The organism is Sporolactobacillus mangiferae, from assembly GCF_023336505.1.
GTDB lineage: Bacteria > Bacillota > Bacilli > Bacillales > Sporolactobacillaceae > Sporolactobacillus > Sporolactobacillus mangiferae.
Genome location: NZ_JAMAST010000001.1, coordinates 301,454 through 326,711, shown reverse-complemented (window position 1 = coordinate 326,711; position 25,258 = coordinate 301,454). Strand labels below are relative to the sequence as shown.

The following is a 25,258-nucleotide window of genomic DNA, read 5'->3' as shown; positions in this document are numbered from 1 at the left end:
CGGATTAGTCATTCAGACTTACAGTATCTTGTTTGAAAGGGGCACTGTCATGGATCGAGCCGAATTGAAAAAAATGGTTACTCAGCGACTTGGTGCTGAAGGGCGAACACTATATTTTGACCATAAAAAAGACAGCCTGCGCATCGATCAGGGTGAAGCGGGCAAAGGCGTCAGCCTGTCACTGGCCGAACTGCTCCGACGCTGTAATGAAGAGGGGACGGAAATCCTTGATGAACTGCTTTCCGCCATCGACCGCGGGCTTAAGGCAATTGCGGATTCCCCTCATTTGAGAGGCAGAGAGAATCAGATCTATCCCGTGATTCGATCAGCTTCATTTCCCGAACAAACACCGGACGGGCGGACGCTGCTATCAAAACAACATACGGCAGAAACAAAAATTTTCTACGCACTTGACCTTGGCAAAGCGGCCCGTCTGATTGATCTGCAATTTCTGACTCAGGAAGGATTGGATGAGCAGGCAGTCAGAGAACTGGCCATGTTTAATCTGAATGCGAGCCCATTCAAAATAAAAAAAGATGTCGTTCAGCACAATGCTTTTTATTTTGTTAACATGAACGATGGCTACGATGCCAGCAGAATCCTGAATCGGAAGCTCATCGGACAGATGCGCGTTCAGGCAAAGGGAGATCTGACCTGCGCGATCCCGCATCAGGATGTGCTGATATTCGGCGATCTTGTGAATCCGGAAGGATACGATATACTTGCCCAGATGACGATGAAGTTTTACATGTCCGGTCATTTGCGCATCACAATGCTTCCGTTCATGATTGATAAAAAAGGGGCGCTTGAGCCAATTTTTATCATGGCGAACAAGCGGCCGGGTGTTTGAAAAATTAACTATGCGAACAATCGAATTTTTGGAAGGGGTTTTTGTTGCATGATTTTTTATTACAATCCGACAGGGGTCGGAGATGTTTTGCTTGTTTATATGAAAGACGGAGCAAAGCCGTCATTTGAGTCAAAAGGTGCGGTGACCCGGATTTTTGATGAGGAAACGCATGAGACACTTGGCTACAATTTCTTTAATGCTGCATCGTTGCTGGATCATAAAAAAAATGGCAAGATCCAGCCTGATGCGGCTCTGATTAAGCTGCTTAATCAACAACTGACTGAAGCGGAATGGAAGCCCCTGCTTCCCGATGAAATCCGGCCGCTGATTGTAACCGGTTATGTGCGCGAGATGAAGGGGCACCCTGATTCGGATCACATGCATGTTTGTCAGGTTGATGTGGGTGAGGAAACGCTGCAGATTGTCTGCGGCGCGCCGAATATTGATAAGGGGCAAAAGGTGGTTGTGGCCCGGCTTGGCGCATTGATGCCAGACGGGCTGATCATTCGTCCGACTGTGCTTCGAGGAGTGTCTTCCTATGGAATGATCTGTTCAGCAAGAGAATTGGGTTTGCCTAATGCACCGCAAAAAAGAGGTATTTTAGTTCTTGATCCATTAACGGAAGTCGGACAGGATTTTTATGCAATGACCGTTTAAGGGATTGAAACTTGAAACAATTTATGTAGCGAGGGCGAGGTGACGGAAAATGAGCGACAGTTGGTGGCGGCGGCTTTTTAATTTGGACGAGCAGGAAGAAACGAGTCAGGAACGCGATCGGAATGAACCGCCTGCTCCTGTCGGACGCTTTAAAGATGCGAACCGGCATGTCGAAGTGAAAATGTGCGCCCGATATCCTGAACGCCAGGGACATCAAAATGTACATTCTGACAAGGGGAAAAAAATTGAACGATCAGCACCGTCTCATCAATCCTCTGAGTATTATGATAAAAAACCAAAACAGCCTTTTCGATTGACGAAAATTCCTTCACCAGTTTTCGGATTTCATGAACCGCCAAAGCAGATGCGTCCGAAGCAGCAGGAACGCTCGTTTTATCTTGAACATGAGAAAGAAGAACAGGAACGAAAGCAAATTCAGGAACGGAAGCAGGAGCTTATCCAGCATCCTGATGAATTCGGATCTGATCGGCCTGCGCTTGAGCGGAAAAAAGTGGAGCAGCCGGTGGTCCAAAAAAGTCCGATCCGATTCCATGAAGGTGAAGCAGGCAGAATCAGTAAGACTGAACAACAAAAGAGTCAGGCCAGCACGCCATCGACAACCGATGACCGCAGCACACAGGGCAGTGGCCGGCCGCAGCCGAAACCGACAGGTGAGCCAGGCCAGCCTGACACGGTATCGGAGCCAGAGCTTCATGACAGACATTATTCGCATCAGCAGGAAGTGCTGCGTGTCAGCAGCAGTTTGCCTCGTTCACCGCACCGTCACGAATCACAGTCTAAGGTGCCTTTCAATGTGCTGATGTTTCATTCGGATCGCGCGGTCAGGGAAAAACAGGCTGAGCCGGCCGTTCAATCCAATAAGGCAGAGGTGGCACAATTTCCGCTTGATCTCCTGCATGATGCTGAACCTTCGGAGACTGACCGCAAAGCCTGGATTGACGAGAAACAGGCGATTTTAATTGAAACGCTTGAAAATTTTCATGTCGATGCCGATGTGACCGGCTATGTACAGGGCCCAAGCGTGACGCGCTATGATTTACGTCTGCATCCCGGAGTTAAAATCAATAAGGTATTGAGTCTGACTGAGGATATTAAGCTGAGTCTTGCTGCGCGTCAGATTCGTATTGCTCCGGTACCGGGGACCAGTGCGGTAGGTATTGAAATTCCGAATAAAGTCCGCAAACCGGTCTTACTCAAAGACCTGCTGAAATCAGATACGTTTACCAAAAGTACGGCGCCGCTGACAGCCGCACTTGGTCAGGATGTATCCGGCAATCAGGTGGTCACCGATCTCGCGAAAATGCCGCACGGACTGATCGCCGGTGCGACAGGCTCCGGGAAAAGCGTCTGCATTCACTCACTTATTCTCAGTCTTATTTATCGAACATCACCTGAGCAGCTTCGCTTTCTGCTTATTGATCCGAAAGTTGTGGAGCTTGCTCCGTATCAGGAGATTCCGCATCTCGCGGCTCCGGTGATTACAGAGCCGAAAGAAGCGGCGGCCGCACTTAAATGGGCTGTAGAAGAAATGGAACAAAGATATCGATTGTTTGCACGAAATGCCGTTCGCGATATGGAAGGCTATAATCGAAAGCTTCATTCAATGAACGCAGATGCGTTGCCATACATAGTCATTATTATTGATGAACTGGCTGATCTGATGATGGTCGCGCCTCAGGACGTTGAGGAGTCTGTCTGCCGGATTGCTCAGAAAGCACGTGCAGCAGGCATTCATTTGCTTGTCGCGACACAGAGACCATCTGTTGATGTGATTACCGGCTTGATTAAATCCAATATTCCGACCCGGATAGCATTCAGTGTCTCATCACAGACTGATTCGCGAACGATTCTGGACTGCGGCGGCGCTGAACGCCTGCTTGGCAGAGGCGATCTGCTTTTCTCCGAAAACGGATCGAGAAGTTTGCGGCGGCTTCAGGCATGCTATGTATCCGATGAAGAGATTAATCAGGTGACCCATGCATTTCATAATCATCCGAAAACAGATTATCTCTTCTCCCCTGAGACTGCGCGTATCGATTACGAGCGGTCGGAGCAGGAAGACGAGCTGCTCAGCCAGGCAGCTGAATTTGTTGTTGATCAGGGACAGGCTTCCGTGTCGTCCATTCAGCGCCATTTCCGTATCGGCTACAATCGGGCTGCACGGCTTGTCGATGAACTGGAGCTTCGCAACATCATATCATCCAATAACGGCAGTAAACCGAGACAGGTTCTGGTTTCAAAAGACAAATTAAACGAGCAGCTGTCAGAACGTGATCTTGAACAAATGTAAGAGACGTTACTGCCGGAAATAATTGTTTTTACAACCGAATAAATAAAGGTTAAAATAAGTGTCGGATGTTTTAGCAATGATAAGCACAAGCCGTTCGTGGTTCCGCTCATCGTTCTTAAGCAATGATTGACAAAAAATGAATTTACTTCAATCTTATTTCAATCTGTTCATGTTTTCATTGATCACAGCGAATCTGCAGCACACAGAATAGCCAATAAATGAGTATACTATTCATATTGCAGTGATGTGTTCATGGACGAAGCAATTTATGGAGGGTCATTATATGACGAAATACCATTTTGTTGGCATAAAGGGCACGGGGATGAGTGCGCTCGCTCAGATACTGCATGATTTGCATCATGAGGTGCAAGGCTCCGATTACGACAAGCGCTTTTTTACTCAGAAAGCACTGGAAGATAAGCAGATTAAAATCTTACCTTTTACCGAAAAAAATATTACACCGGACGAAGTAGTGATCGCGGGAAATGCGTTTCCGGATCAGCACGAAGAGATTGTCAAAGCTAAAGAAATCGGCATACCTGTTTATCGCTATTACGACTTTCTCGGTGATCTGGCGAAAAAATATGTCAGTATTGCTGTGACAGGGACACACGGAAAAACATCGACAACCGGCCTTCTTTCGTTTGTCTTTGATGCATTCGCACCGAGTACCTATTTAATCGGAGATGGTACAGGTTCAGGCCGTGAAAAAAGTAAGTATTTTATCTGGGAATCATGCGAATATAAACGTCACTTTCTCCATTCGGATCCGGACTACTGCCTGATAACCAACATTGAGTTTGATCATTCGGATTATTATAAAGATCTTGACGATGTGGTCAGCGCGTTTCAGGAGCTGGCATTGAAAGTGAACAAAGCGATTTTTGCATGCGGTGACAATGAGCAGCTGCAGATGATTAAGTCAAATGTGCCGATTATTTACTATGGATTTAATGAAGAAAATGATTTTCAGGCGAGAAATGTCCATTTTCTCCCTGATGATTCCGGTACTGAGTTTGATGTTTATCTGAGGAACGACTTATACGGACATTTCAAAATCACCGGTTACGGCAATCACAACGTACTGAACGCGCTTGGTGTCATTTCATTCTGCAATTATATGAATGTGCCGATCCAGCTCGTTCAGGAACGCCTGGCGCTTTTCCGCGGTGTCAAACGCCGATTCTCAGAAACCAGCCTGGAACGGTATGATCAGGTCATGATCGACGACTACGCGCATCATCCGACTGAAATCCGCGCAACGATTGATGCGGCACGCAAAAAATATCCGGAACGGAAGCTGGTGGCTATTTTTCAGCCGCATACGTATTCTCGGACAATGACATTTATGGATGAGTTTGCCGAAGCGCTGAGTACGGCGGACGAAGTATATCTGTGCGCTATTTTTGGTTCCGCACGGGAAAAAAGTGGCAAGCTTTCCATTCATGATCTTCAGGATCGAATTCAGGGTGCCCATATTCTTCATAACAGCAACATTGACGATTTGAAACAATTTCAGCATAGTGTATTGCTGTTCATGGGTGCGGGCGATATCCAGAAATATCAAAATGCTTATAAAGAATCACTGTAACCCTTTTTCTGAACATGCTTTCTGCCTTTTTTTTGACATTTTTAAATGTTAAGATGAGAAGGCGGACAAGTAAATTTGCGATTCCTGTCCTGCCAGGGTATAGAAATACGATGATTTATTAAACTAATATGGAATCCATTGAAAGGGAGGATGTACGGTGATCATTATCTTATATTTAGCTGTGGCGCTCATTGCCGTTGCTTTTGCTGTACTTGTTTATTTCTTGTCGCAGACATTGCGGGCTGCGCAGAAAACGCTTGAAGACGTTGCTTCGACACTGGAAGATGTTCAGGAACAGGTCAAGGGACTCAGTGAGGAGACAACGGAGCTCCTGCACAGGACCAATGTGCTTGCTTCCGATGTCCAAAGAAAATCCAAGAGCCTGAACAGTGTATTTGATGCAGTCGAGGGGTTCGGGGAATCACTGGGGACCATTAATGATTCAGTGAAACGTGTAACTGCCAGCATTGAAAACCAGGGAATGGAACACTCGGGAAAGGTAGCTCAAACCATGCAGTGGGGAAAAGCAGTCATTGACTTGTTTCAACGCTGGCAGAACGCGCGCAAGTCGAAACAAGTCTGATTATGAGGAGGCATGTCTCATGGGATCTGGGAAGGCAGGAAAATCAGAAAAACGTATGGCTTTCATTTCAGGCTTTCTTATTGGCGGGGCACTGAGTGCATTCACTTTTTATCTGACAGCCGTACCTTCGGGGAAAAGGGCGCTGCAGCTTGTAAAAGAAGAGAGCATTTCATTCGGCAATAAGGGCGTTGAGCTTTTTCAGACAGCAAAGCAAAAGTCGGTTGGCCTTGCCCAAAGTCAACTGGCTGTCAAAAATGTTTCTCCTGAAGAACAAAAGCCAATGATTCCGATTCCAAGAGATTATTAATCAAACGAAATGCTGTTCCTCAAGCATGCTGCGTACTCTGATCCGTGTTTTTTCGCGTTCGGTCGCAAAAAAATATAGCGAATTTTGTCTGAATTTGGTACCATTAAAAACGAGCATCAACACTGATTTGATGCGTTTTTGGGCTACATTAAAATGAAAACGGTATATAGAGCGTGAACGGCGTTCAGGCTGACTATAGAAAAAGTGAAGAATTCTGAGGAGGTAAGTGTGTTGAGCGCAACGATTTATGATGTAGCCAGGGAAGCAGGCGTTTCGATGGCTACCGTTTCCCGGGTTGTAAATGGAAACCCGAATGTAAAGCCAACAACCAGAAAGAAGGTATCTGAAGCAATTAAGCGGCTTGGCTACCGTCCCAATGCGGTCGCAAGGGGGCTTGCAAGCAAGAAAACAACAACAGTTGGTGTGATCATCCCTGATATTTCAAGTGTTTATTTTTCAGAACTTGCACGCGGCATTGAAGATATTGCAACCATGTACAAATATAATATTATTTTATGCGACTCAGATCAAAATAAGGAAAAAGAAATTCACCTGATCCAGACACTGCTTGGAAAACAGGTCGATGGTATCGTCTTTATGGGCGGGAAAATTGACCAGGAGCACATCGATGAATTCAAACAGGCGAATGTATCAATCGTGCTTGCTGCTACAGTGGATGAGCAGCATGAAATACCTTCTGTAAATATCGATTATGAACAGGCGGTTTTCGAAGCAATTTCGACGCTGATCAAGTCGGGAAATCGTCGCATCGGCTTTGTCAGTGGTCCTTTAGAAGTGCCGATCAACAGAAAATATAAGATGGAAGGTTATAAACGGGCGCTTGAATCACATGATATCTCATTTGATGAATCATTGGTGATTCAGGGCGATTACACCTATGAATCCGGGAAAGAAGCGGCAGCGCAGTTCCTCAGCCAGGAAATTACGCCAACTGCTGTCTTTGTCGATTCAGATGAAATGGCAATTGGAACCATCCATGAAATCCAGGATAAAGGTTTGCGTGTTCCGGAGGATATCGAAGTGATCAGCAGCGAAAACACGCGGCTTGTCCAAATGGTCCGTCCAACGCTGACAAGTATTGCAGAACCTACCTATGATATTGGCGCGGTAGCCATGCGCCTTCTCACGAAGTTCATGAATAATGAAAAAGTTGAATCCAGGACGGTTATTCTGCCGCATCGTATTGAGCTGAGAAAATCAACAAAATAAATTGAGTGAATACATAAACCCCCGCTGTTTGATTGTCGATGATAACCAGACGGCGGGGGTTTTTATTTTTTCAACCGCAAGCTCAAGCTTAAGGGCGAATCTTCCCAAGTAACTTCGGGTTTGCTGCCTTCAGATCTGTATATGGAAAATGTGAATTAAAGAAATTCTGATTAAATCGGAACAGGCCACCGGTGGATTTTTGTTCCGCCTGTTGCTCGTTAAATGGTTCGAGCACTTCCACGGAATTCCGAGGTGTATATTTCTCATTCATTAAATCATTGACTTCAAAGCCTGCCGATTTACAATACGCGGTTGGCTTTTCTCCTGTGAGACCACAGTAGGTTTCTTGTCGGATACCGGCTGGCTGCTTGAATGTTTCTTTTGGCGCCATCAACTCTGGATCGACATTATAGGCGCTGTTCGCAAAGCCGGCAAACAACTGTTTGCTTTGATTTGAATAGATGCTGCGGTTGAGCTGTTGGTTGTGTGCATAGCCGATCCACACGCCCATGGTAACATTGGGATTTGAAGCAACCATCCATCCGTCTCGCCAATCCTGGGAAGTTCCAGTTTTACCGGCCCAATCCGCATGGAAATTCAGCATGCGCGGCAATGAAGCACCGGTCCCGTATTTAATGACGTCGCGCATCATATCCAGCATCAGATAGCTGGTCTGCTCTGAGAAAACATTAACCGGTGCAGTCTGATGCTGATAAATAACTTTCCCGCTGCTGTCTGTAATTCGATCAATCATATAGGCATCGATAAATTTTCCGCCATTTGCAAAGGTAGTATAGGCATTTGTATTTTCCTCAATCGTGATTCCTCGCGTGATTCCACCAAGTGCCGCCGAAACATTATAGCCATCTGAAGCGACGAGAGAAGTGATCCCCATCTTTTTCAGGTAGGTCGGTGCTTTATCGGTAGCGGCACTCAGCCTTGTGAATACGCTGACTGCCGGAACGTTATGCGAGGCCGCCAGCGCCGCCCGTGCCGTTTCAAAACCGTGAAAAACAGCACTGCCCGATGTTGAACCATAATCTGTCGGCTTGTACAGCTTTCCGTTGACGACCCGTCTGTACGGAAGATCGGGAACGGTGGAGCCTGGTTGGATCAGTCCTAATTCCATGGCAGGAGCATAGACAAGGAGTGGTTTCATCGTTGATCCATTTTGGCGAGGAACCTCTGTTGCATAATTTAATTCCGATGAATCAAATCCGCGCCCGCCAACGAAGCTGATGATCCGTCCGGTCTTGTTTTCAATCAGCGTAGATCCAACTTGCATCGGATCTTTCAGCTTCTCTGTTTTTCCCGTCTTACTGTTTTTGACCTCCATGATCTTCCCGTTCTGGTCACGGGCGTACTGATCAGGGCTGTATCCCGAATAATTGCGGGCAAAAGCCTCCATATCGTCGTATACCGGTTTATTAATTGTTGTATAAATGCGATATCCGCCGACGGCTAATTTAGCGGCGGCATTTGCCATGAAATCTTTAAAATTTGAGTAATGATTCTGTATGGATTGTAAATTGTAACCATGTTTTTTGGCGATTGCTGACATGGTGCGTCCACGATAAACATTGTGGTACTCATAGACAACTTTTTTATAATTCAGGTAATCCGTATAAAGTGTGTCGCTGCTGTATCCTTGCTGCTTCGCCATCAGCTTGGCCAGAATAATGGTCGTCCGGTTTTCAATTTCTTTCGACAGGTACGGATAGTCATCATTAATGGAACGTCCGCGTTTTGCAAAATGTTTTTTGTAGTCATATTTCAAAGCTTCAACCAGTTGTTTTTTGCTGATGTATCCAGCCGTGTACATACGGCGCAAAACCGTATGTGCCCGGTTGATGCCTGCGGACAAATCTTTTTTCAGGCCACCATGATTTTCAAAGGGAGAGTATGTAAATGGATTTTTCGGAAGACCGGCAATAAAAGCAGCCTGCGGAATAGACAGCTTATCGGGCTTAACATCAAAGATACCTTCGGCTGCGGTTGCCGCACCCGCAATGTTTTTTCCGGATGAATTGCGCCCGAATGAAGCCATATTTAAATAGGCTTCAAGAATCTGGTTTTTAGAAAAATAGCGCTCCAGTCGCATCGCGAGCAGAATTTCTCTGAATTTACGCTCGTTTGATACTTCGTTGGTGAGAATCTGATTTTTGACAAGCTGCTGTGTAATGGAACTGCCACCCGTGACTTGAGGCTTATTCAGAAGTTCTTCCATACTGGCGCGGAGGACCGCTTTCGGAACGACACCGTGATGCTGATAAAACAATTCATCTTCAGTTGCGATTACCGCATGAATGAGGTAAGGGGACATCTCGTCCAAATTCGTTTTGGTCTGAATCAGGTCACTGTTCAGACGGCCAATGGGAATATTTCCCGCGAAATAACTGACACTGCTTTCCGAGTAATTATTGATGTCGTGTTTCATGGTTTGATAATCTGGGACCGGCTGATTGTGCACAAGTGCGGCAAAATATCCGGAAACAGTGCCCACTGCAAAGAAAGAACCAATGAAAAGAATGGACAGCGTAATGAGCAATGAATGCCAGATAGCGCCTGTGATCGATTGCAGAGTCTGGATCGTTGGACTTGAAGCCCATTTATCTGCCAGTCGGTCGAAAAAATCGGAAAAACTCTTTAATCGGGCGTGCATGTGCAAATCTCCTCTATACTCTGAAATAGATTGCCATTAGTATGTAACATTCAGAAAAATATAATGAAAAGCTTCTTATTATATTAGCGTATATTTTTGGGGTTGAAAAGGGAAAAAGACATATAGGCGTTTTTAAAGAATGATGTAATTTTCTTTAATGATAGGCTGTTTATGCACGAAAATGATCGGAAAAATTCCTGCGGAGCTTCCCAGGCTCGCTGATCCTGCTGGCGCCAGAGCACCTCCGCTTTGATTCTCGGCAAGACACTGGTTTATTGGTTTTCATATGGATCAAAATTATATACTTTTGTATGTAAATATGGGTTTTATCCCATGGTATTTTCATTCAAGCGAACCATGGATGTTTCTTAATTCTTATAAAAAAACCCTTCCGATTTAACGGGAGGGTTGCAGGCAACAAGATCAATTATTTTGAGTAGAATTCGACAATCATTGCTTCAGTAATTTCAGCCGGAAGCTCTGAACGTTCAGGAAGTCGGTTATAAGTTCCTTCCAGGGTTTTTTCGTCGAAAGTCAGATACTCAGGTACGAAGTTATTCGATTCCAGCGCATCTTTAATAATAACAAGATTGCGTGATTTTTCACGAACGCCAATCGTTTCGCCGGGCTTTACGCGATAAGATGGAATATCGACGCGTTTGCCGTTTACCGTGATATGCCCGTGGTTGACAAGCTGGCGTGATTGTCTGCGCGTTCTTGCAAGACCAAGACGGTACACAAGATTATCAAGACGGGATTCAAGCAAGATCATGAAGTTTTCACCATGAACGCCCTTCATTTTGGATGCATCATCAAAAATGCGTCGGAATTGACGTTCATTCACTCCATACATAAAACGCAGTTTCTGTTTCTCTTGTTGCTGGCGGCCATATTCAGACAGTTTGATACGCTGATTCGGACCATGCTGTCCTGGTGCATAGGGACGCCTTTCAAGTTCTTTACCTGTGCCGCTGAGCGAAATGCCCAGACGGCGTGATTTTTTCCAAACGGGACCAGTATAGCGAGCCATTAAATGACTCCTCCTTCGTCATTTTATTTTCGCAAAGCTGCACTTGCTCTGTAAATGCTACAGGTACAGCTTCGCATGGTATAAAATGACACCTCTGCATGTACGCTGAAGGTATTTTGCCATCTTGCACCTTCGCCCAGGCAGTCCAGGTTACACAGTACACCTCTTGAGAGAAATGGTATCTCAGCCATAGAGGAACAAAATAGAAAAGCTTCAGAGCCATTACAGCGCTGCCTCATTTTACACGACCGCAATTATACCCTTTATGACAACTCCCTGTCAAGTTATAAAGTTATAAATGGGTAACCAGCGTTTCGGCAAAGGCTTCCAGAAATTGCTGATCGTCTTCCGAAAAACGGTCACATACAGGACTGTCAATGTCGAGAACGCCCAGCAGATTTCCGCCCTTAATCAATGGGATGACAATTTCCGATCGCGATGCTGCATCACATGCGATATGTCCGGGAAATTCATGAACATCGGGCACGCGCAGAATCTCTCGCTTTTCTGCTGATGTGCCGCACACACCTTTGCCCATTTTGATGCGCACGCAGGCTGTTTTACCTTGAAAGGGACCGAGTACGAGTTCGTCCTCTTCAAGCAGATAAAACCCGACCCAATTGATTGTGTCCAGACATTCATTTAACCATGCGGAGGCATTGGCCAAATTAGCGATTCGGCTGGGTTCATCTTTTATCAATGACTCAAGTACCTGAATCCGCGTTCTGTTGACAGAATTCATTGCTTTCCACCTCGAACCTATGAGAAGGTACTCTCATTTTATCAGAACAGGTCGGATTTTTCAGTATTTATGTCGAAGGGTTTTAAAAGGGTAGACGCGATTTTGGGCGAACGTATATAGTAAAAGCATGAGCAACGGTCAGCTGACGAGAGGAGATAAGGCAATGCCTGCAAAAAGCGTAAATGCTGCAAGCGGCAGAAAATCAAAAGAAGCGGTGATTCGCTCAGCGCTGAAATTATTCAACATGAGCGGATACGATGGTGTATCGGTGCGTGCGATTGCTTCAGATGCAGGGGTCAATATAGCACTTGTTTCTTACTACTTTGGCGGAAAACAGGGACTTTTGGAACATCTTATGGCGGATTTTTTTGAAGGTTATCTTGAAACGCTTGAGAAAGCAGAAAAAGAATCCACACGGATCCAGTCACCGGTTGATCAACTTGTCCTGATCGCCAACCGTTTAATCAGCTTTCAGCAGCAAGACTTTTATCTCTCGCGATTTGTGCATCGTGAAATGACGTTGGATAATCAATTGGTGCGTGAATTGATGGCAAGTTATTTAGTGAAAGAAAAATTTCATCTGGACCGGATTTTCAGACGGCTGCCTGCTGAAAGAGGCATTCATTCAGCAAGCAGAGAGTTTCTGATCATCCAATTTCGGGATCTGGTCATCATGCCATTCCTTCAGCCCCAGTATTTAAGAGAAGTTTTCTTTATGCAGCCGAGCCAGCAGTCATTCCGTACATTGTATATGCAGCAGATCGACGACTGGGCGCACAGGCTGTTTGCTGAAAAACAGGACGTTACGGCAGCGAATGGTTGGATTTAGTGCCTGCATCTGTAGGCCGGATGTTTGATATAAATTCAGCGTATCTCAATAGGGATAGAAAAAACATGGTTCAGGGCCCTCATCATGCTGCATTTTCCCCTTTTCAGGCATTCTTATAAGAATTCTGTGCGAAAATCGACAGATTCTTTAATTTATTGACCTTAACTCATTTAATTTTGTTACAATATAGTCAAATAAGAATGAGTGTGTTCCATGCGAGAATGGGGGAAATTCCGTATGTTGTATGTATTGGTGAGCTTGATCCTAATTGTTGTGTTTGTTGTTGCTTATGGTGCGTGGATGAGAAAAAAAACATTTACGAAAATTGACCGTGCCGAGGAGCGCCGGGTGGCACTGATGAGCCGCCCTGTAGCTGATGAACTGTCAAAGATCAAGCAGCTGAATATGGCCGGGGATACTGAAAAGAAATTTGATAAATGGCATAAAGACTGGGATACGATTGTCAGTCAGTCTTTGCCGGGAATAGAAGAAACTTTGTTTCAGGCGGAAGAACTGACTGAAAAATATCGTTTCCATAAAGCTGATAATCTTGTCAAAGAAATGAATAAAAAAATGCAGACCATCGAAAAACGGATTGAGGAAATTTTAAGCGAACTCCATATTATTGTAGAAAGTGAAACAAAGAACCGTGAAGATGTCATGCCGTTAAAGAAACTTTTTCATCAGATTAAAAAAGAGATCATCACCAAACGGAGTCAGTTTGGCCAGACACTCCCCTTACTCGAACAATCTGTAAAAACTATAGAAGAACAGTTGAAAAAGTATGAATCAGAAACAGAAAACGGTAATTACCTGGATGCACGTCAGATTGTCCTGAACGGAAGAAAAACCGCTGATCTGCTTGACAATCAGATCAAAAGGGTACCCGAACTCTATCATGAATTAAAAAAGATAATACCCGATCAAATGAATGAACTGCGCCAGGGAGAGCGTGAAATGAATGAGCAGGGCTATCAGCTTGCACATCTCCAAATAAATGATCAGCTTGATGAGGCAGAAAAACACCGACAGCTGCTTGAGACTGCAGTTGATCACCTGGAGCTTGATGAAGCAGATGCGGGTCTGAAAGCTGTTCATGACCAGCTGGACTGGCTGTACGCTCAGCTTGAAAAAGAAGTAGTGAGCCGGAATAAGCTCGAAGCACTTTCTCCGTCGATTGAAGATCATCTTCAGCGAGTCGGAAATAAAATAAGCGATTTAAGTGATGAAACAGAAATGATCCGTGACAGCTATCATATCGACGATGAAGATTTGAAAATGCAACGTGAATTAAGCAGGACGTTTCAGAAGCTTGAACATCAATTTTCCGAAACAAAAGAAACCGATCGAGAAGAAGCGTTCAGTTCGGTTTTTGACAAATTGGATCATCTGAAGGAAGAGTTGTCAGAGGTTGAGACGCTGACTGACGAATTTCGTGAGAAAATAAAAACGTTGCGTAAAGATGAGCTGAGTGCACGTAAGCAGATCCAGAAACTGAAACGCCAGCTCTTTGAAACGAAGCGGATCATTCTTAAAAGCAATCTGCCTGGTGTCCCCGGTTCGTTCGCATCAGCATTGCAAAAGGCGAGTGAACAACTCGGTTCAGTGAATAAGAAGCTTGATGAAAAGCCATTAAATATGGCGATGGTTCAGAAATTGCTGGAACAGGCGGGCGGAGATATTAATGATGTATTTCAGCAGGGTGAAAAACTGGTGGATACAGCCCGGTTTGCTGAAGAAATGATTCAGTATGGAAACAGATACCGCAGCGACTATTCCGACATTGATCTGGAACTGAAAAAAGCAGAAAATTATTTCAGAAATTATGATTATCAGTCAGCTGCTGAAACAGCAGTACATGCGGTTGAGAAGAAGGAACCGAAAATTTTAAAACGCGCTGAGCTGTATGAGGGGCGCGAAGCGTGAAAAATGGCAAAATGGGAAGACTCATGTTAAGATTCAAGCAAGATGGATACAAATGAAAACAAGTGCCTTTTTCGGCTTTATCTGAAAGGAGTTCCCCATTTTTTATGATTTATTTAGATAACAGTGCGACAACGAAACCTTATCCTGAAGTTCTGGATACATATCGAACGGTTTCCGAACGCTATTTTGCCAATCCTTCATCGCTCCACAGTCTCGGAGGAGTAAGTGAGCATCTGCTTTCCCGTTCACGTGAACAGGCAGCTGCCCTGCTTCATGCTGATCCGGATGAAGTCGTGTTTACTTCCGGAGGAACAGAAGGAAACAATCTGGCCATTAAAGGGACGGCTTTTGCTTATCGGAACAGAGGAAAGCATTTAATTGCCACATCTATAGAGCACGCATCGGCAGGCAATGCTTTTTCACAGCTTGAGGAACTCGGGTTCGAGGTAACGTATCTCCCTGTCAATCACGATGGGCGTGTTGCTTTTGAGGATTTTAAGAAAGCTTACCGGGAAGATACCATTCTTGTGTCGATCATGCATGTAAACAATGAGGTAGGAACCATCCAACCGGTTGCGGAGATTGGACGGTTTTTAAAGGATAAGCCAAAAACGGTATTCCACGTTGACAATGTTCAGGGATTTTCAAAAGTTCCGCTTCAATTAAGGGAGAGCGGGATCGATTTGTGCACAATATCCGGTCATAAGTTCCATGGACCTAAGGGGACGGGGCTGCTTTATGTACGCAAGGGCATACAATTGTCGCCGCTCTTTGCGGGTGGAGGTCAGGAGCATCAGCTCCGATCCGGGACTGAAAACTTGCCAGGCATTTGCGGGATGGTAAAGGCATTACGCATGACCCTGGCGCATGAGTCAGAAGGCATTGCCCATCTCAGAAAACTTCAAAACCGTCTGTTTGACGGGCTGAAGCAAATAGATAACGCTGTGGTTCATACGCCGCAAAGTCCGCTATCCTCACCGCACATTGTGAACGTCTCATTTCTTGGAATCAAGTCGGAAGTGCTCGTCCACGCCTTGGAAGAAGAGAAAATCTATGTATCGACAAAGTCTGCATGCTCATCAAAAGAAAGTGGAGCGAGCGAAATTCTGAAGGCGATGGGCGTATCTGATAAAGAAGCGGAGCAGGCTATTCGTATCAGTCTCGCCTATGAGACAACAGAGTCCGAAATCGATGTTTTTTTGAAAAAGCTGGCGGAGAAAGTCAGTCAGTTAAAGGTGGTAATGAAATGAACGATGTGATTTATGATTATCTGGTGATTCGATTTGGCGAAATCACTTTGAAGGGCAAAAATAAAAAACAATTTGTCATTAAGCTGGAGGATGATGTCCGTGATAAATTGCGCTCTTTTCCAAAGCTGGAGATCAAGCGGCATTTTGACGATTTGGAAGTTAAATTAAATGGAGAGAATTCAAATGATGTCCTTGCTGTTTTAAAGAAGGTTTTCGGCATTCAGAATATTTCGCCGGCTTTGAAAGTGGGTACCGGCTTGGATGCAATCCGTACTGGCGTGCTCAGGGTGGCTGAACAGGAAAAGAGTGCCCGAACATTTAAAATTGCTGCGCGAAGAAAGGACAAACGTTATCCAATTCATGGCAGTGAACTGAATCAGGAACTTGGGGCCTCGGTTTTAAAGCAGTGCGGCTGGCTGAAAGTAGATGTTCATCATCCTGATTTACCCATTCGGGTCGAGGTCGGTTATCACGAAGCACGAATATATGGTAAAGAAGTTCAAGGAGCTGGCGGACTCCCTGTAGGAACGAGCGGCAAAGTGATGTTGCTCTTGTCCGGAGGCATCGACAGTCCGGTTGCCGCTTATTTGGTTGCCAGACGTGGTTCGATTGTCGAAGCCATTCATTTTCAGAGTCCACCTTATACCAGTGATCGTGCAAAGCAAAAAGTCATTGATCTGTCAAAAAAACTGCGTGAGTTCGGTGGGAAGTTCGTATTGCACTTAGTGCCATTCACAAAAGCACAAGTGGCGATTCGTGATGCAGTGCCGGAGGACTATCGCATCACAATTATGCGCCGTCTGATGTTCCGTATTGCTGAGAAAACAGCTTTGAAACGTGGCGCTTTGGCTCTTGCAACCGGTGAAAGTCTTGGTCAGGTGGCAAGCCAGACGCTGGAGAGCATGAATACCATCAATGCGGTAACGGATCTCCCGATTCTTCGTCCGCTGATCGCAATGGACAAAATCGATATCGCGCGGATTGCGAAGAAAATTGACACCTACGATATATCGATCCGTCCCTATGAAGACTGCTGCACCATTTTTCTGCCGAAGGCGCCACGTACGCGACCTGACCGTGCGCATGCTGAACGATTTGAGCGCAATCTTGCGGTGGATCAGTTGGTTCATGAAGCCGTGGAAGGCATTGAGACGCTCGTAATCGATGATGATTCAAACGAAGACGCGCTGCTTAATCTGCTCTGACGATTGAAATAATTACCATCGCCTCCTGTGCATGCAGGTATTGAAGACTGCACAACATAATGGCACAAGGAGGTGAGAGACATGGCAGAAAATAATAGTAATCAGATCCTTGTTCCAGGTGCAGAAAAAGCGCTTGAACAATTGAAAAACGAAATTGCTTCTGAATTCGGTGTACAGCTTGGTCCGGACACGACTTCGCGTGCGAACGGTTCCGTCGGCGGTGAAATCACGAAACGTCTGGTTGCACAGGCACAGTCTCAATTCGGCGGTCTCCAGAAATAATTTGGAGTTCAATAATGGTTAATAAAAAAAGGGTGTCTCAATGAAAATTGGGATGCCCTTTTTGTAAATCCAGCGGACTGCCCGCGGCAAGCGGGCAGCTGAAGCACCGATGCCAACAAAATAAATAGATCAACAACTCTGGTCGAAAACTGTGAAAGCGCGCTGACCGGTAAATCATGCTGAATGGTCAGTAAATCGCAGTCAAACGGCATCCTGTGAAAGTACGTCCTGTATGCAACGCGAAAGCCACCGCATCGTGCGGAAGTAAGGACCGGGCGCTTTTTGCCCGGTTTTTCTTATAAAAGTATATAAATTTTAAGGAACATAGTATAAGTGCGACGGCGGCTTCGGCCGTGTTAAAGGTTTGGCGAAGCCAAGTTTTCTAATATAGATCGGTAAAGAATCATGTCATTTCTTGCCATAGCACCTTTGTATATGAGCATTGCGGTCAGCCGGGAATCTGTTTTGGATGCGTGATGCTGCTATTGACTTATTGCCCTTTTTCCACTAAAATACACAATAAATGCTTTATCGTAATAGTGAGGTAAAGCAAAAAGTGTCACGTTTCATACAGTATAGAGACAATGATTGTTGAGAGGAAGAATTGTTTTATGGCACAACCATACATGTTTGAAAAACCGCTCGGATTGCGTGACACACTGCCTAGGGCTCAGCGGGAGATTTCCAGGCTGGAGCTGATTTTTCAGCGCGAACTGCAACGCTGGGGGTATGATTTTATTAAGACGCCAGCATTGGAATATGCTGAAACCGTAGGCCGCGCTTCAGCAATTGCCGATCACAGGCTTTTTAAATTTCTGGACGCCGAGAGTCATCCTGTTGTACTTCGTCCGGATATGACGACACCGATTGCACGGATTGTCGCTTCAAGCCTGAGAAATGAGCCCCTGCCGCTCCGTTTGGCATATACGGCCAATCTGTATCGAAGCCAGCGCAAGGAAGGCGGACATCCAAGCGAATTTGAACAGACCGGGGCTGAACTCATTGGCGACCCTACACCTTATGCTGATGTAGAGGTCATTTCATTAATGATGAGTCTGCTGGAGAAAAGCGGATTGGAAGCTGTTCGTCTGGCAGTCGGGCATGTCGGATTTGTCAATGCCTTCTTTTATGACATGGTAAAGGATAAAGAAACGGTGATGCACCTGCGCAACCAGCTCTATAATAAAAATGATGTCGGGTTTCATGACTTTGTAGATGATCTGGAATTGCCGCGAGAAGATGCGAGAAAACTCCATTTGTTTATCGATTCACGAAGAATGGACAACAGGGATACGATAAAATTTCTTGAATCGCTTGTGACTCAATCCGCGACACCGGTACATTCATATTATGAAAACATTGTAGCGTTGATTGATTTACTGAGCGTGGATCATCTGGAAACCCAGATTGATCTGGATCTGACACTTGTTCCGCATCTCAGTTATTATACAGGATTTGTTTTTCAGGGGTTTGGCGGGAATCTGGGTTTTCCCGTTGCCAGTGGAGGCAGGTATGATGATCTGCTTGCAAAATTTAACCGCCCCTGCCCGGCGACCGGATTTGGTATTCGGCTGGATCGCCTGATGAGTGCCATGAAAATGTCTGAAGACGGGCATGTAAATAAAAAGCATGCAGTAATCTATGATCACATGCATGCGGGTGCAGCCATGCAATTTGCTGCAAAAGAAAGAGAAAAGGGGCGAACGGTTGTTCTTCAGCATGCGGATGGAATCGAAAACCCGGAAGTGTTTGCCCGCCAATTTGAGACAGTCCGTTATTTTCCGGACAGAACGGAGACAGGAGAATGAATGAATCGATACTGACCATTGCCATGCCAAAAGGGCGTATTTTCGGCGATGCCTGCCGATTGTTAAGAAACGCGGGGTTCCGGTTGCCCGAAACGTTTGAAACAACAAGAAAGCTGATCCTTGAACTGGATTCTGAACCCTTTCGCTTTATTCTGGCTAAACCGGTGGATGTACCCACTTACGTTGAATATGGTGCGGCAGATTTAGGTATTGCCGGCAAAGATGTTCTGCTTGAGAGCGGAAGAGATGTTTATGAAATGGTTGATCTGGGCATCAGCAAATGCCATATGGCGGTTGCTGGCAAACCGAATCACCGCAGCCGAAATCCTTTTCTTAAAATTGCTACAAAGTACCCAAATATTGCCTCGAACTTTTATCGCCGACGCGGTGAGCAGGTGGATCTGATCGCGCTGAACGGGTCGATTGAACTGGCACCCATTATCGGGCTGGCGGACGCCATTGTCGATATTGTATCGACAGGACAGACATTAAAAGAAAACGGGCTGGTGGAGTTTGATCGATTGCTTGACATTAGTTCAAGATTAATTGTCAATCCGGTGAGCTATCGACTGAAGAAAAATCTGATCGATCAAATCGTGGAAAAAATGATCAAGGCGACGGAGGGGACAAAAATTGGAATGGATTAAAGATGGCAATCTTGACTTTCTTAAAAAAAGAAAAATAGAAGCCAGGGAAGAAGCACAAAAATCTGTTGCCGAAATTATTGCCAAAGTAAAATCGGACGGGGATCAGGCGCTTCTGGATTATACGAGACAGTTTGACGGAATTGGGCTGGCTTCCATTCTCGCCAGCGAAGCAGACAAAAATGAAGCCGTGCGACATGTTCCAGAACCAGTACTGGCAGCGATCAAACAAGCAGCTAAGAACATATATGCCTTTCATAAAAAACAAATGCCGAAATCATGGACGGAGCCGGCAGAGCAGGGGGTTGTGCTTGGCCAGAAAGTAACACCCCTTGATTCAGTCGGTGTCTATGTTCCGGGGGGAACTGCATGCTATCCCTCATCGGTTCTGATGGGAGCCATCCCAGCACTGGTAGCCGGAGTAAAACGTGTTGTACTCGTATCGCCCCCTCAAAAAAACGGAAGGATCGCTGACGGCGTGTTCGCTGCGGCCAATGAAATCGGGATTGACGAAATTTATCAGGTTGGCGGCGCTCAGGCAATTGCCGCACTGGCTTATGGTACGGAATCGATTCGTCCTGTAGATAAGATTGTCGGTCCGGGAAATCTCTATGTCATGCTGGCGAAGAAGCAAGTATTCGGTGACGTTGCGATTGACAGCCTTGCCGGACCAAGTGAAATTGCGATTGTGGCTGATGAAGCATCTGACCCCGCCTGGATTGCTGCAGATCTGCTGTCTCAGGCAGAACATGACAGGCTTTCTATGCCAATATTGGTAACTGTTTCCGAAGCATTCGGCAAGCAGGTTGAGCAGGAAGTGATGAAGCAATTAAAAGATCTTCCGCGCACGGACATTGCTTCTGAATCCGTCAATCGCCAGGGGAAGATTATTTTAGTCAGTGGCCTGAGCGAAGCGGCCCAAGTGATTAATTCAATTGCGCCGGAACATTTGGAACTTGCGACCGGTGATCCGCACGCATTGCTTCCGCTCATTCGTCACGCAGGTGCCATTTTTCTCGGTAAATACAGTTCAGAACCAGTCGGTGATTATTTTGCCGGTCCGAATCATATCATTCCGACAAACGGTTCCGCCCGCTATGCCAGTCCGCTTGGTGTTGAAAGCTTTATCAAACGGTCAAGTATCATTGAATACAGTAATGACGCGCTGCAGGCGAACGGACAGGCCATCGCTGCTTTCGCCCGTTTTGAAGGACTGGAAGGTCATGCGCGCGCAGTGGAAAAAAGGATGGAAGGTGCGGTTGTTCATGGATAAACGTGTCGGACATATTGAACGGAATACGTACGAAACTCAGATAAAGTTGACCTTTGCTGTTGATGGAGGCGGCGAGGCAAAACTTGCCACCGGTGTTCCTTTTCTTACACATATGCTGACCTTGTTTGCAAAACACGGACTGTTTACGCTGGATGTCGAAGCTCATGGCGATACTGAAGTGGACGATCATCATACGACCGAGGATATCGGTATCTGTCTCGGCAGAGCGATTCGCCAGGCCGTCGGCGATAAAAAGGGTATTAACCGGTACGGTTATGCGGTCGTCCCTATGGATGAAGCACTGTCTGAAGTTGCAGTTGATTTAAGCGGACGTCCGTATTTCGTTTTTAATGGGGCGTTTCCTGCGCAAAAGGTCGGCACCTTTGATACGGAACTTGTTAAGGAATTTCTGGATAAATTAAGCATTGAAGCCCAGATGAACCTTCATGTTACGGTGCGTTACGGAGAAAATACACATCATATGATTGAATCGGTTTTTAAAGCGCTCGGCCGAGCCCTCGATGCGGCAACAGTACGAAATCCCAGGATTCAAGGGGTTCTGTCGACGAAAGGAACATTATGATGATTGGTGTTGTAGATTATGGTATGGGCAACCTGTACAGCCTTAGCCAGGCACTCAGAAGGCTTGATCAGACTTACATTATCAGTGACCAGGCAGAAGATTTGGATCGGGCTGACGGGCTCATTCTTCCGGGTGTCGGTGCATTTAAAGACGCGATGAGATTGCTTCATGAGAAGCATTTAAGCACTTATTTAAGAACGTTTGCGGAGACGCGGCCACTGCTTGGTATCTGTCTTGGCATGCAGCTCTTGTTTGATGAGAGTGAAGAAGGCACTCTGACAAAAGGACTGGGGCTCATTCCGGGACGTGTCGTCCGTTTTTCAGGCGTCTCTGAAAAGGGCAGGCGTTACAAGGTGCCCCATATGGGCTGGAATACACTGACTTTTATCAATCCAAATTCACCTTTGCTGAGCGGAGTCAAACCGGATTTTGCTTATTTTGTACATTCCTATTTTGCTGAACTTAAAAACCGCGGCACGCTGGTTGCCGCTGCCGATTATTATGGAGAGGTTCCGGCAGTTGTCAGCAGAGGCAATGTATATGGCATGCAGTTTCATCCTGAAAAAAGCGGCGCATTCGGTCAGGCACTGCTCAGGAATTATTTGCAGCTTGCATGCAGGCGGAGCGAGTCCAGCGCGTGCAGAAAGGAGAAGTGCTGATGTTTACTCTCTATCCTGCCATTGATCTGATTGACGGTAAATGCGTTCGGCTGTTTCAAGGCGATTATGGACAGTCCACGGTGTATGGAGAGGAACCGGTGGAGGTGGCGAAATCGTTTTATGAACAAGGTGCCGAATGGCTGCATGTTGTTGATCTTGACGGCGCGAAAGCGGGCCATCCCGTGAATCAGAACCTGATTGCGAAAATGGCTGCCGAAGTACCGATTAACATTGAAGTCGGCGGCGGTGTTCGCACAATTGAGACATTGGAAAATTATTTGAACCGGGGAATTAAGCGAGTCATTCTCGGCAGTTCAGCGATCAGCAATCCGGAATTCTGCAAGCAGGCGCTGCACCGGTTTCCAGAATCCATAGCGATTGGAATTGATGTAAAAAAAGAAAAAGTTGCCGTGCGGGGGTGGCTTGAGGTGTCCGAACTGAACGCAGCGGATCTTGCCAAACAATTGATTCGGGAAGGTGCCAGGCATTTCATTTATACAGATATTTCCAGGGACGGAGCCCTTCAGGGTGCGAATGTGGCGGCTGCAGAACAGCTTGCACTCGAAATCGGTATGCCGGTTGTCGTTTCCGGAGGAGTGACAACGTTGTCAGAAATAAAACAGCTGGCGGCTGATCGGAACATCAGTGGAGCCATCATCGGTAAAGCGCTGTATACGAAACAAATCGTGCTTAGTGACGCGATCAGGGCGGTGAAGCGATAATGCTGGCAAAAAGAATTATTCCATGTCTGGATGTTAAAGATGGCAGAGTGGTTAAGGGAAAACAGTTTGTCCAGTTGCGCGATGCCGGCGATCCTGTGGCGCTTGCGATGTTTTACAATCATGAAGGTGCGGATGAACTTGTCTTTCTCGATATATCTGCATCCAGCGAAGGCCGAAACACGATGGTCGAAATGGTGAAGCAGGTCGCGGCCAACCTGAACATTCCGTTTACGGTCGGCGGCGGCATTCACTCGCTCGAAAACATAAAAAAACTGCTTCGTGCCGGTGCAGATAAAGTATCGCTGAACAGCTCAGCAGTGGCCAACCCGGATTTGATCAGAGAAGGCGCAGATTTTTTTGGCAATCAATGCATTGTATGCGCCATTGATGCCAGGTGGCATCAGGAAAGCGGTACATATAAGGTATATACGCACGGCGGGCGAAGGGCAACGGATCTTGATGCGATTGCCTGGGCGAAAAAGGTGGTTCGTCTTGGAGCGGGCGAAATTTTGCTGACCAGTATGGATCAGGACGGTGAAAAGAATGGCTTTGAGCTGAACCTGACACGCGCAATCAGTGATGCAGTTGACGTGCCGGTTATTGCATCAGGTGGTGCCGGAAAGGCTTCTGATTTTCTTGATGTTTTTGAAAAGGGGAAGGCAGATGCAGCACTGGCAGCCTCAATTTTTCACTATAAAGAAACTTCTGTTGCCAGTGTGAAGGCATTTTTAAAAGAAAAGGGAGTGGCTGTTCGATGAATACTGAGACATTGAAATTTGATGAGCATGGATTAATTCCGGCAATCGTGCAGGACGCGCAGAGTAAAGAAATTCTGATGATGGCTTACATGAACAAAGAATCCATTGAAAAATCGCTGGAAAGCGGCGAAACATGGTTCTTCAGTCGTTCGCGAAATCAGCTTTGGCATAAGGGTGAGACATCGGGTAACACGCAGCGGATTGTGGACTGGGCGGTTGACTGTGATTCAGATACGCTGCTTGTGAAAGTGAATCCTGCCGGTCCGGCATGCCACACGGGCACGTACAGCTGCTTTACGCCGGAGCGATCAGATAAGCAGGAAGCGGTCGCAGCAGGTGCCGAGCGCTACGAAATTCTTGCGGAACTGGAGCGTGTGATTGCACAGCGGGAGGCTGAACGTCCGGAGGGTACGTACACAACATATCTGTTTAATGAGGGCATTGACAAAATACTGAAGAAAATCGGCGAGGAAACATCGGAAGTGATCATTGCGGCAAAGAATCGTTCAGTTGCCGAACTGGAATGGGAAGTATCCGATGTTATCTATCATACACTGGTTATGCTGCGCGAACAAAAAGTCGGTTTTGATCGGGTGCTGCGGGTGCTTGAAAAACGGCATCGCGACAAAAGTGAATTTCAACGTGAAAAAGCGAAAAATTTAGAGTGACACGTTTTCTTCTGCCCGGGCACAGACGCTCGGGCATTTTTTACATGTTTTTGAACGATTTACCGGATACTAAAAACAAAAGAGACAAAAAGGAGCGTCGAGCGTGCGCCTGTTCATCATTTTGTCAGTTATCTGTGTGAGTCTTTTTGTTCTTGTGATTTGTATCTTTTTAAAAAGCACACTCACCATGCGTGTCAAATTATTGATCAGCGCACATTCCTGTTCGTGGAAGGTTAAGATTTACATCTGGGGTATATGCCTGTGGGCGCAGCAATCTGATCCATTGCGCCAGGTTCCTTCTGAATCCACCGCGAACCAGAAGCATGATCCGGGATATTCACAACAAGAATTAGCGGATTGGCAGGAGCAGTTGGGCCAAGGAATAAGACTGCTGCGCAAAATGAACGTCAGTCATAAAATTCGCGTGCAGCTCGTTTCGTGGGTCACGCAATGCGGGACAGGCGATGCATTTGAAACAGCTATTCTCAGCGGCATCATCTGGTCGATAAAAGCCTCACTGATGCCGTGGATCGCCCCGTGGATTTCTGATCGTCCACGCATTCAGGTTGTTCCGGTTTTCCAAAGAATGTCTCTATGTTCGGATCTGTCATGCATGTTTCAGCTAAGGATCGGGGATGCTATAGTCATGATCAAGAAGATCAGGCGCCTAATGAAAGAAGGGTAAGCA

The 25,258-nt window shown here is 46.1% G+C and carries 24 protein-coding genes; 21 read left to right on the top strand and 3 right to left on the bottom strand.

The window, feature by feature from the left end; all coding sequences use genetic code 11:
- Nucleotides 1–49: 49 nt before the first annotated feature.
- The 7 genes from M3N64_RS01595 to ccpA all read left to right on the top strand — a co-directional run bounded on the left by M3N64_RS01595 (nucleotide 50) and on the right by ccpA (nucleotide 7,529).
- A complete protein-coding gene (locus M3N64_RS01595) occupies nucleotides 50–850 on the top strand; it encodes a DUF1444 family protein (RefSeq protein ID WP_249096267.1) in 801 nt (266 codons plus the stop codon).
- Between the two features lie 48 nt (nucleotides 851–898).
- On the top strand, nucleotides 899–1,507 hold the full coding sequence (gene ytpR / locus M3N64_RS01590; RefSeq protein WP_249096265.1) for a YtpR family tRNA-binding protein: 609 nt from the start codon (nucleotides 899–901) through the stop codon (nucleotides 1,505–1,507).
- A gap of 49 nt (nucleotides 1,508–1,556) precedes the next feature.
- Entirely contained in the window at nucleotides 1,557–3,818 is a 2,262-nt protein-coding gene (locus M3N64_RS01585; protein ID WP_249096262.1) for a DNA translocase FtsK, read from the top strand.
- Between the two features lie 283 nt (nucleotides 3,819–4,101).
- Nucleotides 4,102–5,409, top strand: coding sequence for a UDP-N-acetylmuramate--L-alanine ligase (gene murC, locus M3N64_RS01580; protein ID WP_249096253.1), 1,308 nt, complete (start codon nucleotides 4,102–4,104; stop codon nucleotides 5,407–5,409).
- Nucleotides 5,410–5,566: 157 nt separating this feature from the next.
- Nucleotides 5,567–5,992 (top strand): DUF948 domain-containing protein, encoded by a 426-nt coding sequence (locus M3N64_RS01575; RefSeq protein ID WP_249096248.1) that lies wholly within the window; start codon nucleotides 5,567–5,569, stop codon nucleotides 5,990–5,992.
- Nucleotides 5,993–6,011: 19 nt separating this feature from the next.
- Nucleotides 6,012–6,299, top strand: a complete 288-nt coding sequence (locus tag M3N64_RS01570) for a YtxH domain-containing protein (RefSeq protein ID WP_249096239.1) — start codon at nucleotides 6,012–6,014, stop codon at nucleotides 6,297–6,299.
- Between the two features lie 231 nt (nucleotides 6,300–6,530).
- Nucleotides 6,531–7,529, top strand: a complete 999-nt coding sequence (gene ccpA, locus M3N64_RS01565; protein ID WP_249096237.1) for a catabolite control protein A — start codon at nucleotides 6,531–6,533, stop codon at nucleotides 7,527–7,529.
- Nucleotides 7,530–7,617: 88 nt separating this feature from the next.
- On the opposite strand, the gene M3N64_RS01560 is transcribed toward ccpA, so the two are convergent.
- The 3 genes from M3N64_RS01560 to M3N64_RS01550 form a co-directional block, all read right to left on the bottom strand.
- A complete protein-coding gene (locus M3N64_RS01560; protein ID WP_249096224.1) occupies nucleotides 7,618–10,191 on the bottom strand; it encodes a transglycosylase domain-containing protein in 2,574 nt (857 codons plus the stop codon).
- 427 nt (nucleotides 10,192–10,618) lie between these two features.
- A complete protein-coding gene (gene rpsD, locus M3N64_RS01555; RefSeq protein ID WP_249096218.1) occupies nucleotides 10,619–11,221 on the bottom strand; it encodes a 30S ribosomal protein S4 in 603 nt (200 codons plus the stop codon).
- A gap of 292 nt (nucleotides 11,222–11,513) precedes the next feature.
- Nucleotides 11,514–11,963, bottom strand: a complete 450-nt coding sequence (locus M3N64_RS01550; protein ID WP_249096211.1) for a GAF domain-containing protein — start codon at nucleotides 11,961–11,963, stop codon at nucleotides 11,514–11,516.
- A 163-nt stretch (nucleotides 11,964–12,126) separates the two neighbouring features.
- On the opposite strand from M3N64_RS01550, the gene refZ reads away from it, so the two are divergent.
- The 14 genes from refZ (at nucleotide 12,127) to M3N64_RS01480 (ending at nucleotide 25,255) form a co-directional block, all read left to right on the top strand.
- Nucleotides 12,127–12,792: a forespore capture DNA-binding protein RefZ gene (gene refZ / locus M3N64_RS01545; protein WP_249096208.1), complete on the top strand. Its 666-nt coding sequence runs from the start codon at nucleotides 12,127–12,129 to the stop codon at nucleotides 12,790–12,792.
- A 237-nt stretch (nucleotides 12,793–13,029) separates the two neighbouring features.
- Nucleotides 13,030–14,718 (top strand): septation ring formation regulator EzrA, encoded by a 1,689-nt coding sequence (ezrA, locus tag M3N64_RS01540; RefSeq protein ID WP_249096199.1) that lies wholly within the window; start codon nucleotides 13,030–13,032, stop codon nucleotides 14,716–14,718.
- A 104-nt stretch (nucleotides 14,719–14,822) separates the two neighbouring features.
- Entirely contained in the window at nucleotides 14,823–15,968 is a 1,146-nt protein-coding gene (locus M3N64_RS01535) for a cysteine desulfurase family protein (protein ID WP_249096198.1), read from the top strand.
- 5 nt (nucleotides 15,969–15,973) lie between these two features.
- Nucleotides 15,974–17,173: a tRNA uracil 4-sulfurtransferase ThiI gene (thiI, locus tag M3N64_RS01530; RefSeq protein WP_249096892.1), complete on the top strand. Its 1,200-nt coding sequence runs from the start codon at nucleotides 15,974–15,976 to the stop codon at nucleotides 17,171–17,173.
- Between the two features lie 81 nt (nucleotides 17,174–17,254).
- Nucleotides 17,255–17,455 carry an alpha/beta-type small acid-soluble spore protein gene (locus tag M3N64_RS01525; protein ID WP_249096196.1) on the top strand — a complete coding sequence of 67 codons (201 nt, stop codon included), beginning with the start codon at nucleotides 17,255–17,257 and terminating at the stop codon, nucleotides 17,453–17,455.
- A 611-nt stretch (nucleotides 17,456–18,066) separates the two neighbouring features.
- Entirely contained in the window at nucleotides 18,067–19,263 is a 1,197-nt protein-coding gene (locus M3N64_RS01520) for an ATP phosphoribosyltransferase regulatory subunit (protein ID WP_249096195.1), read from the top strand.
- Nucleotides 19,260–19,910, top strand: a complete 651-nt coding sequence (gene hisG, locus M3N64_RS01515) for an ATP phosphoribosyltransferase (protein WP_249096194.1) — start codon at nucleotides 19,260–19,262, stop codon at nucleotides 19,908–19,910. The genes M3N64_RS01520 and hisG overlap by 4 nt, the downstream gene beginning before the upstream one ends.
- Nucleotides 19,897–21,180, top strand: a complete 1,284-nt coding sequence (gene hisD, locus M3N64_RS01510) for a histidinol dehydrogenase (RefSeq protein WP_249096185.1) — start codon at nucleotides 19,897–19,899, stop codon at nucleotides 21,178–21,180. The genes hisG and hisD overlap by 14 nt, the downstream gene beginning before the upstream one ends.
- Complete coding sequence (gene hisB / locus M3N64_RS01505) at nucleotides 21,173–21,763, top strand: imidazoleglycerol-phosphate dehydratase HisB (protein WP_249096183.1); 591 nt, start codon at nucleotides 21,173–21,175, stop codon at nucleotides 21,761–21,763. Before hisD ends, hisB begins: the two co-directional genes overlap by 8 nt.
- Nucleotides 21,763–22,422, top strand: a complete 660-nt coding sequence (hisH, locus tag M3N64_RS01500; protein WP_249096182.1) for an imidazole glycerol phosphate synthase subunit HisH — start codon at nucleotides 21,763–21,765, stop codon at nucleotides 22,420–22,422. Before hisB ends, hisH begins: the two co-directional genes overlap by 1 nt.
- A complete protein-coding gene (gene hisA, locus M3N64_RS01495; protein ID WP_249096886.1) occupies nucleotides 22,416–23,144 on the top strand; it encodes a 1-(5-phosphoribosyl)-5-[(5-phosphoribosylamino)methylideneamino]imidazole-4-carboxamide isomerase in 729 nt (242 codons plus the stop codon). Before hisH ends, hisA begins: the two co-directional genes overlap by 7 nt.
- A complete protein-coding gene (gene hisF / locus M3N64_RS01490; protein WP_249096174.1) occupies nucleotides 23,144–23,902 on the top strand; it encodes an imidazole glycerol phosphate synthase subunit HisF in 759 nt (252 codons plus the stop codon). The genes hisA and hisF overlap by 1 nt, the downstream gene beginning before the upstream one ends.
- Nucleotides 23,899–24,570, top strand: a complete 672-nt coding sequence (gene hisIE / locus M3N64_RS01485) for a bifunctional phosphoribosyl-AMP cyclohydrolase/phosphoribosyl-ATP diphosphatase HisIE (RefSeq protein WP_249096168.1) — start codon at nucleotides 23,899–23,901, stop codon at nucleotides 24,568–24,570. The genes hisF and hisIE overlap by 4 nt, the downstream gene beginning before the upstream one ends.
- 103 nt (nucleotides 24,571–24,673) lie before the next feature.
- On the top strand, nucleotides 24,674–25,255 hold the full coding sequence (locus tag M3N64_RS01480) for a DUF2953 domain-containing protein (protein ID WP_249096162.1): 582 nt from the start codon (nucleotides 24,674–24,676) through the stop codon (nucleotides 25,253–25,255).
- Nucleotides 25,256–25,258 lie beyond the last annotated feature (3 nt).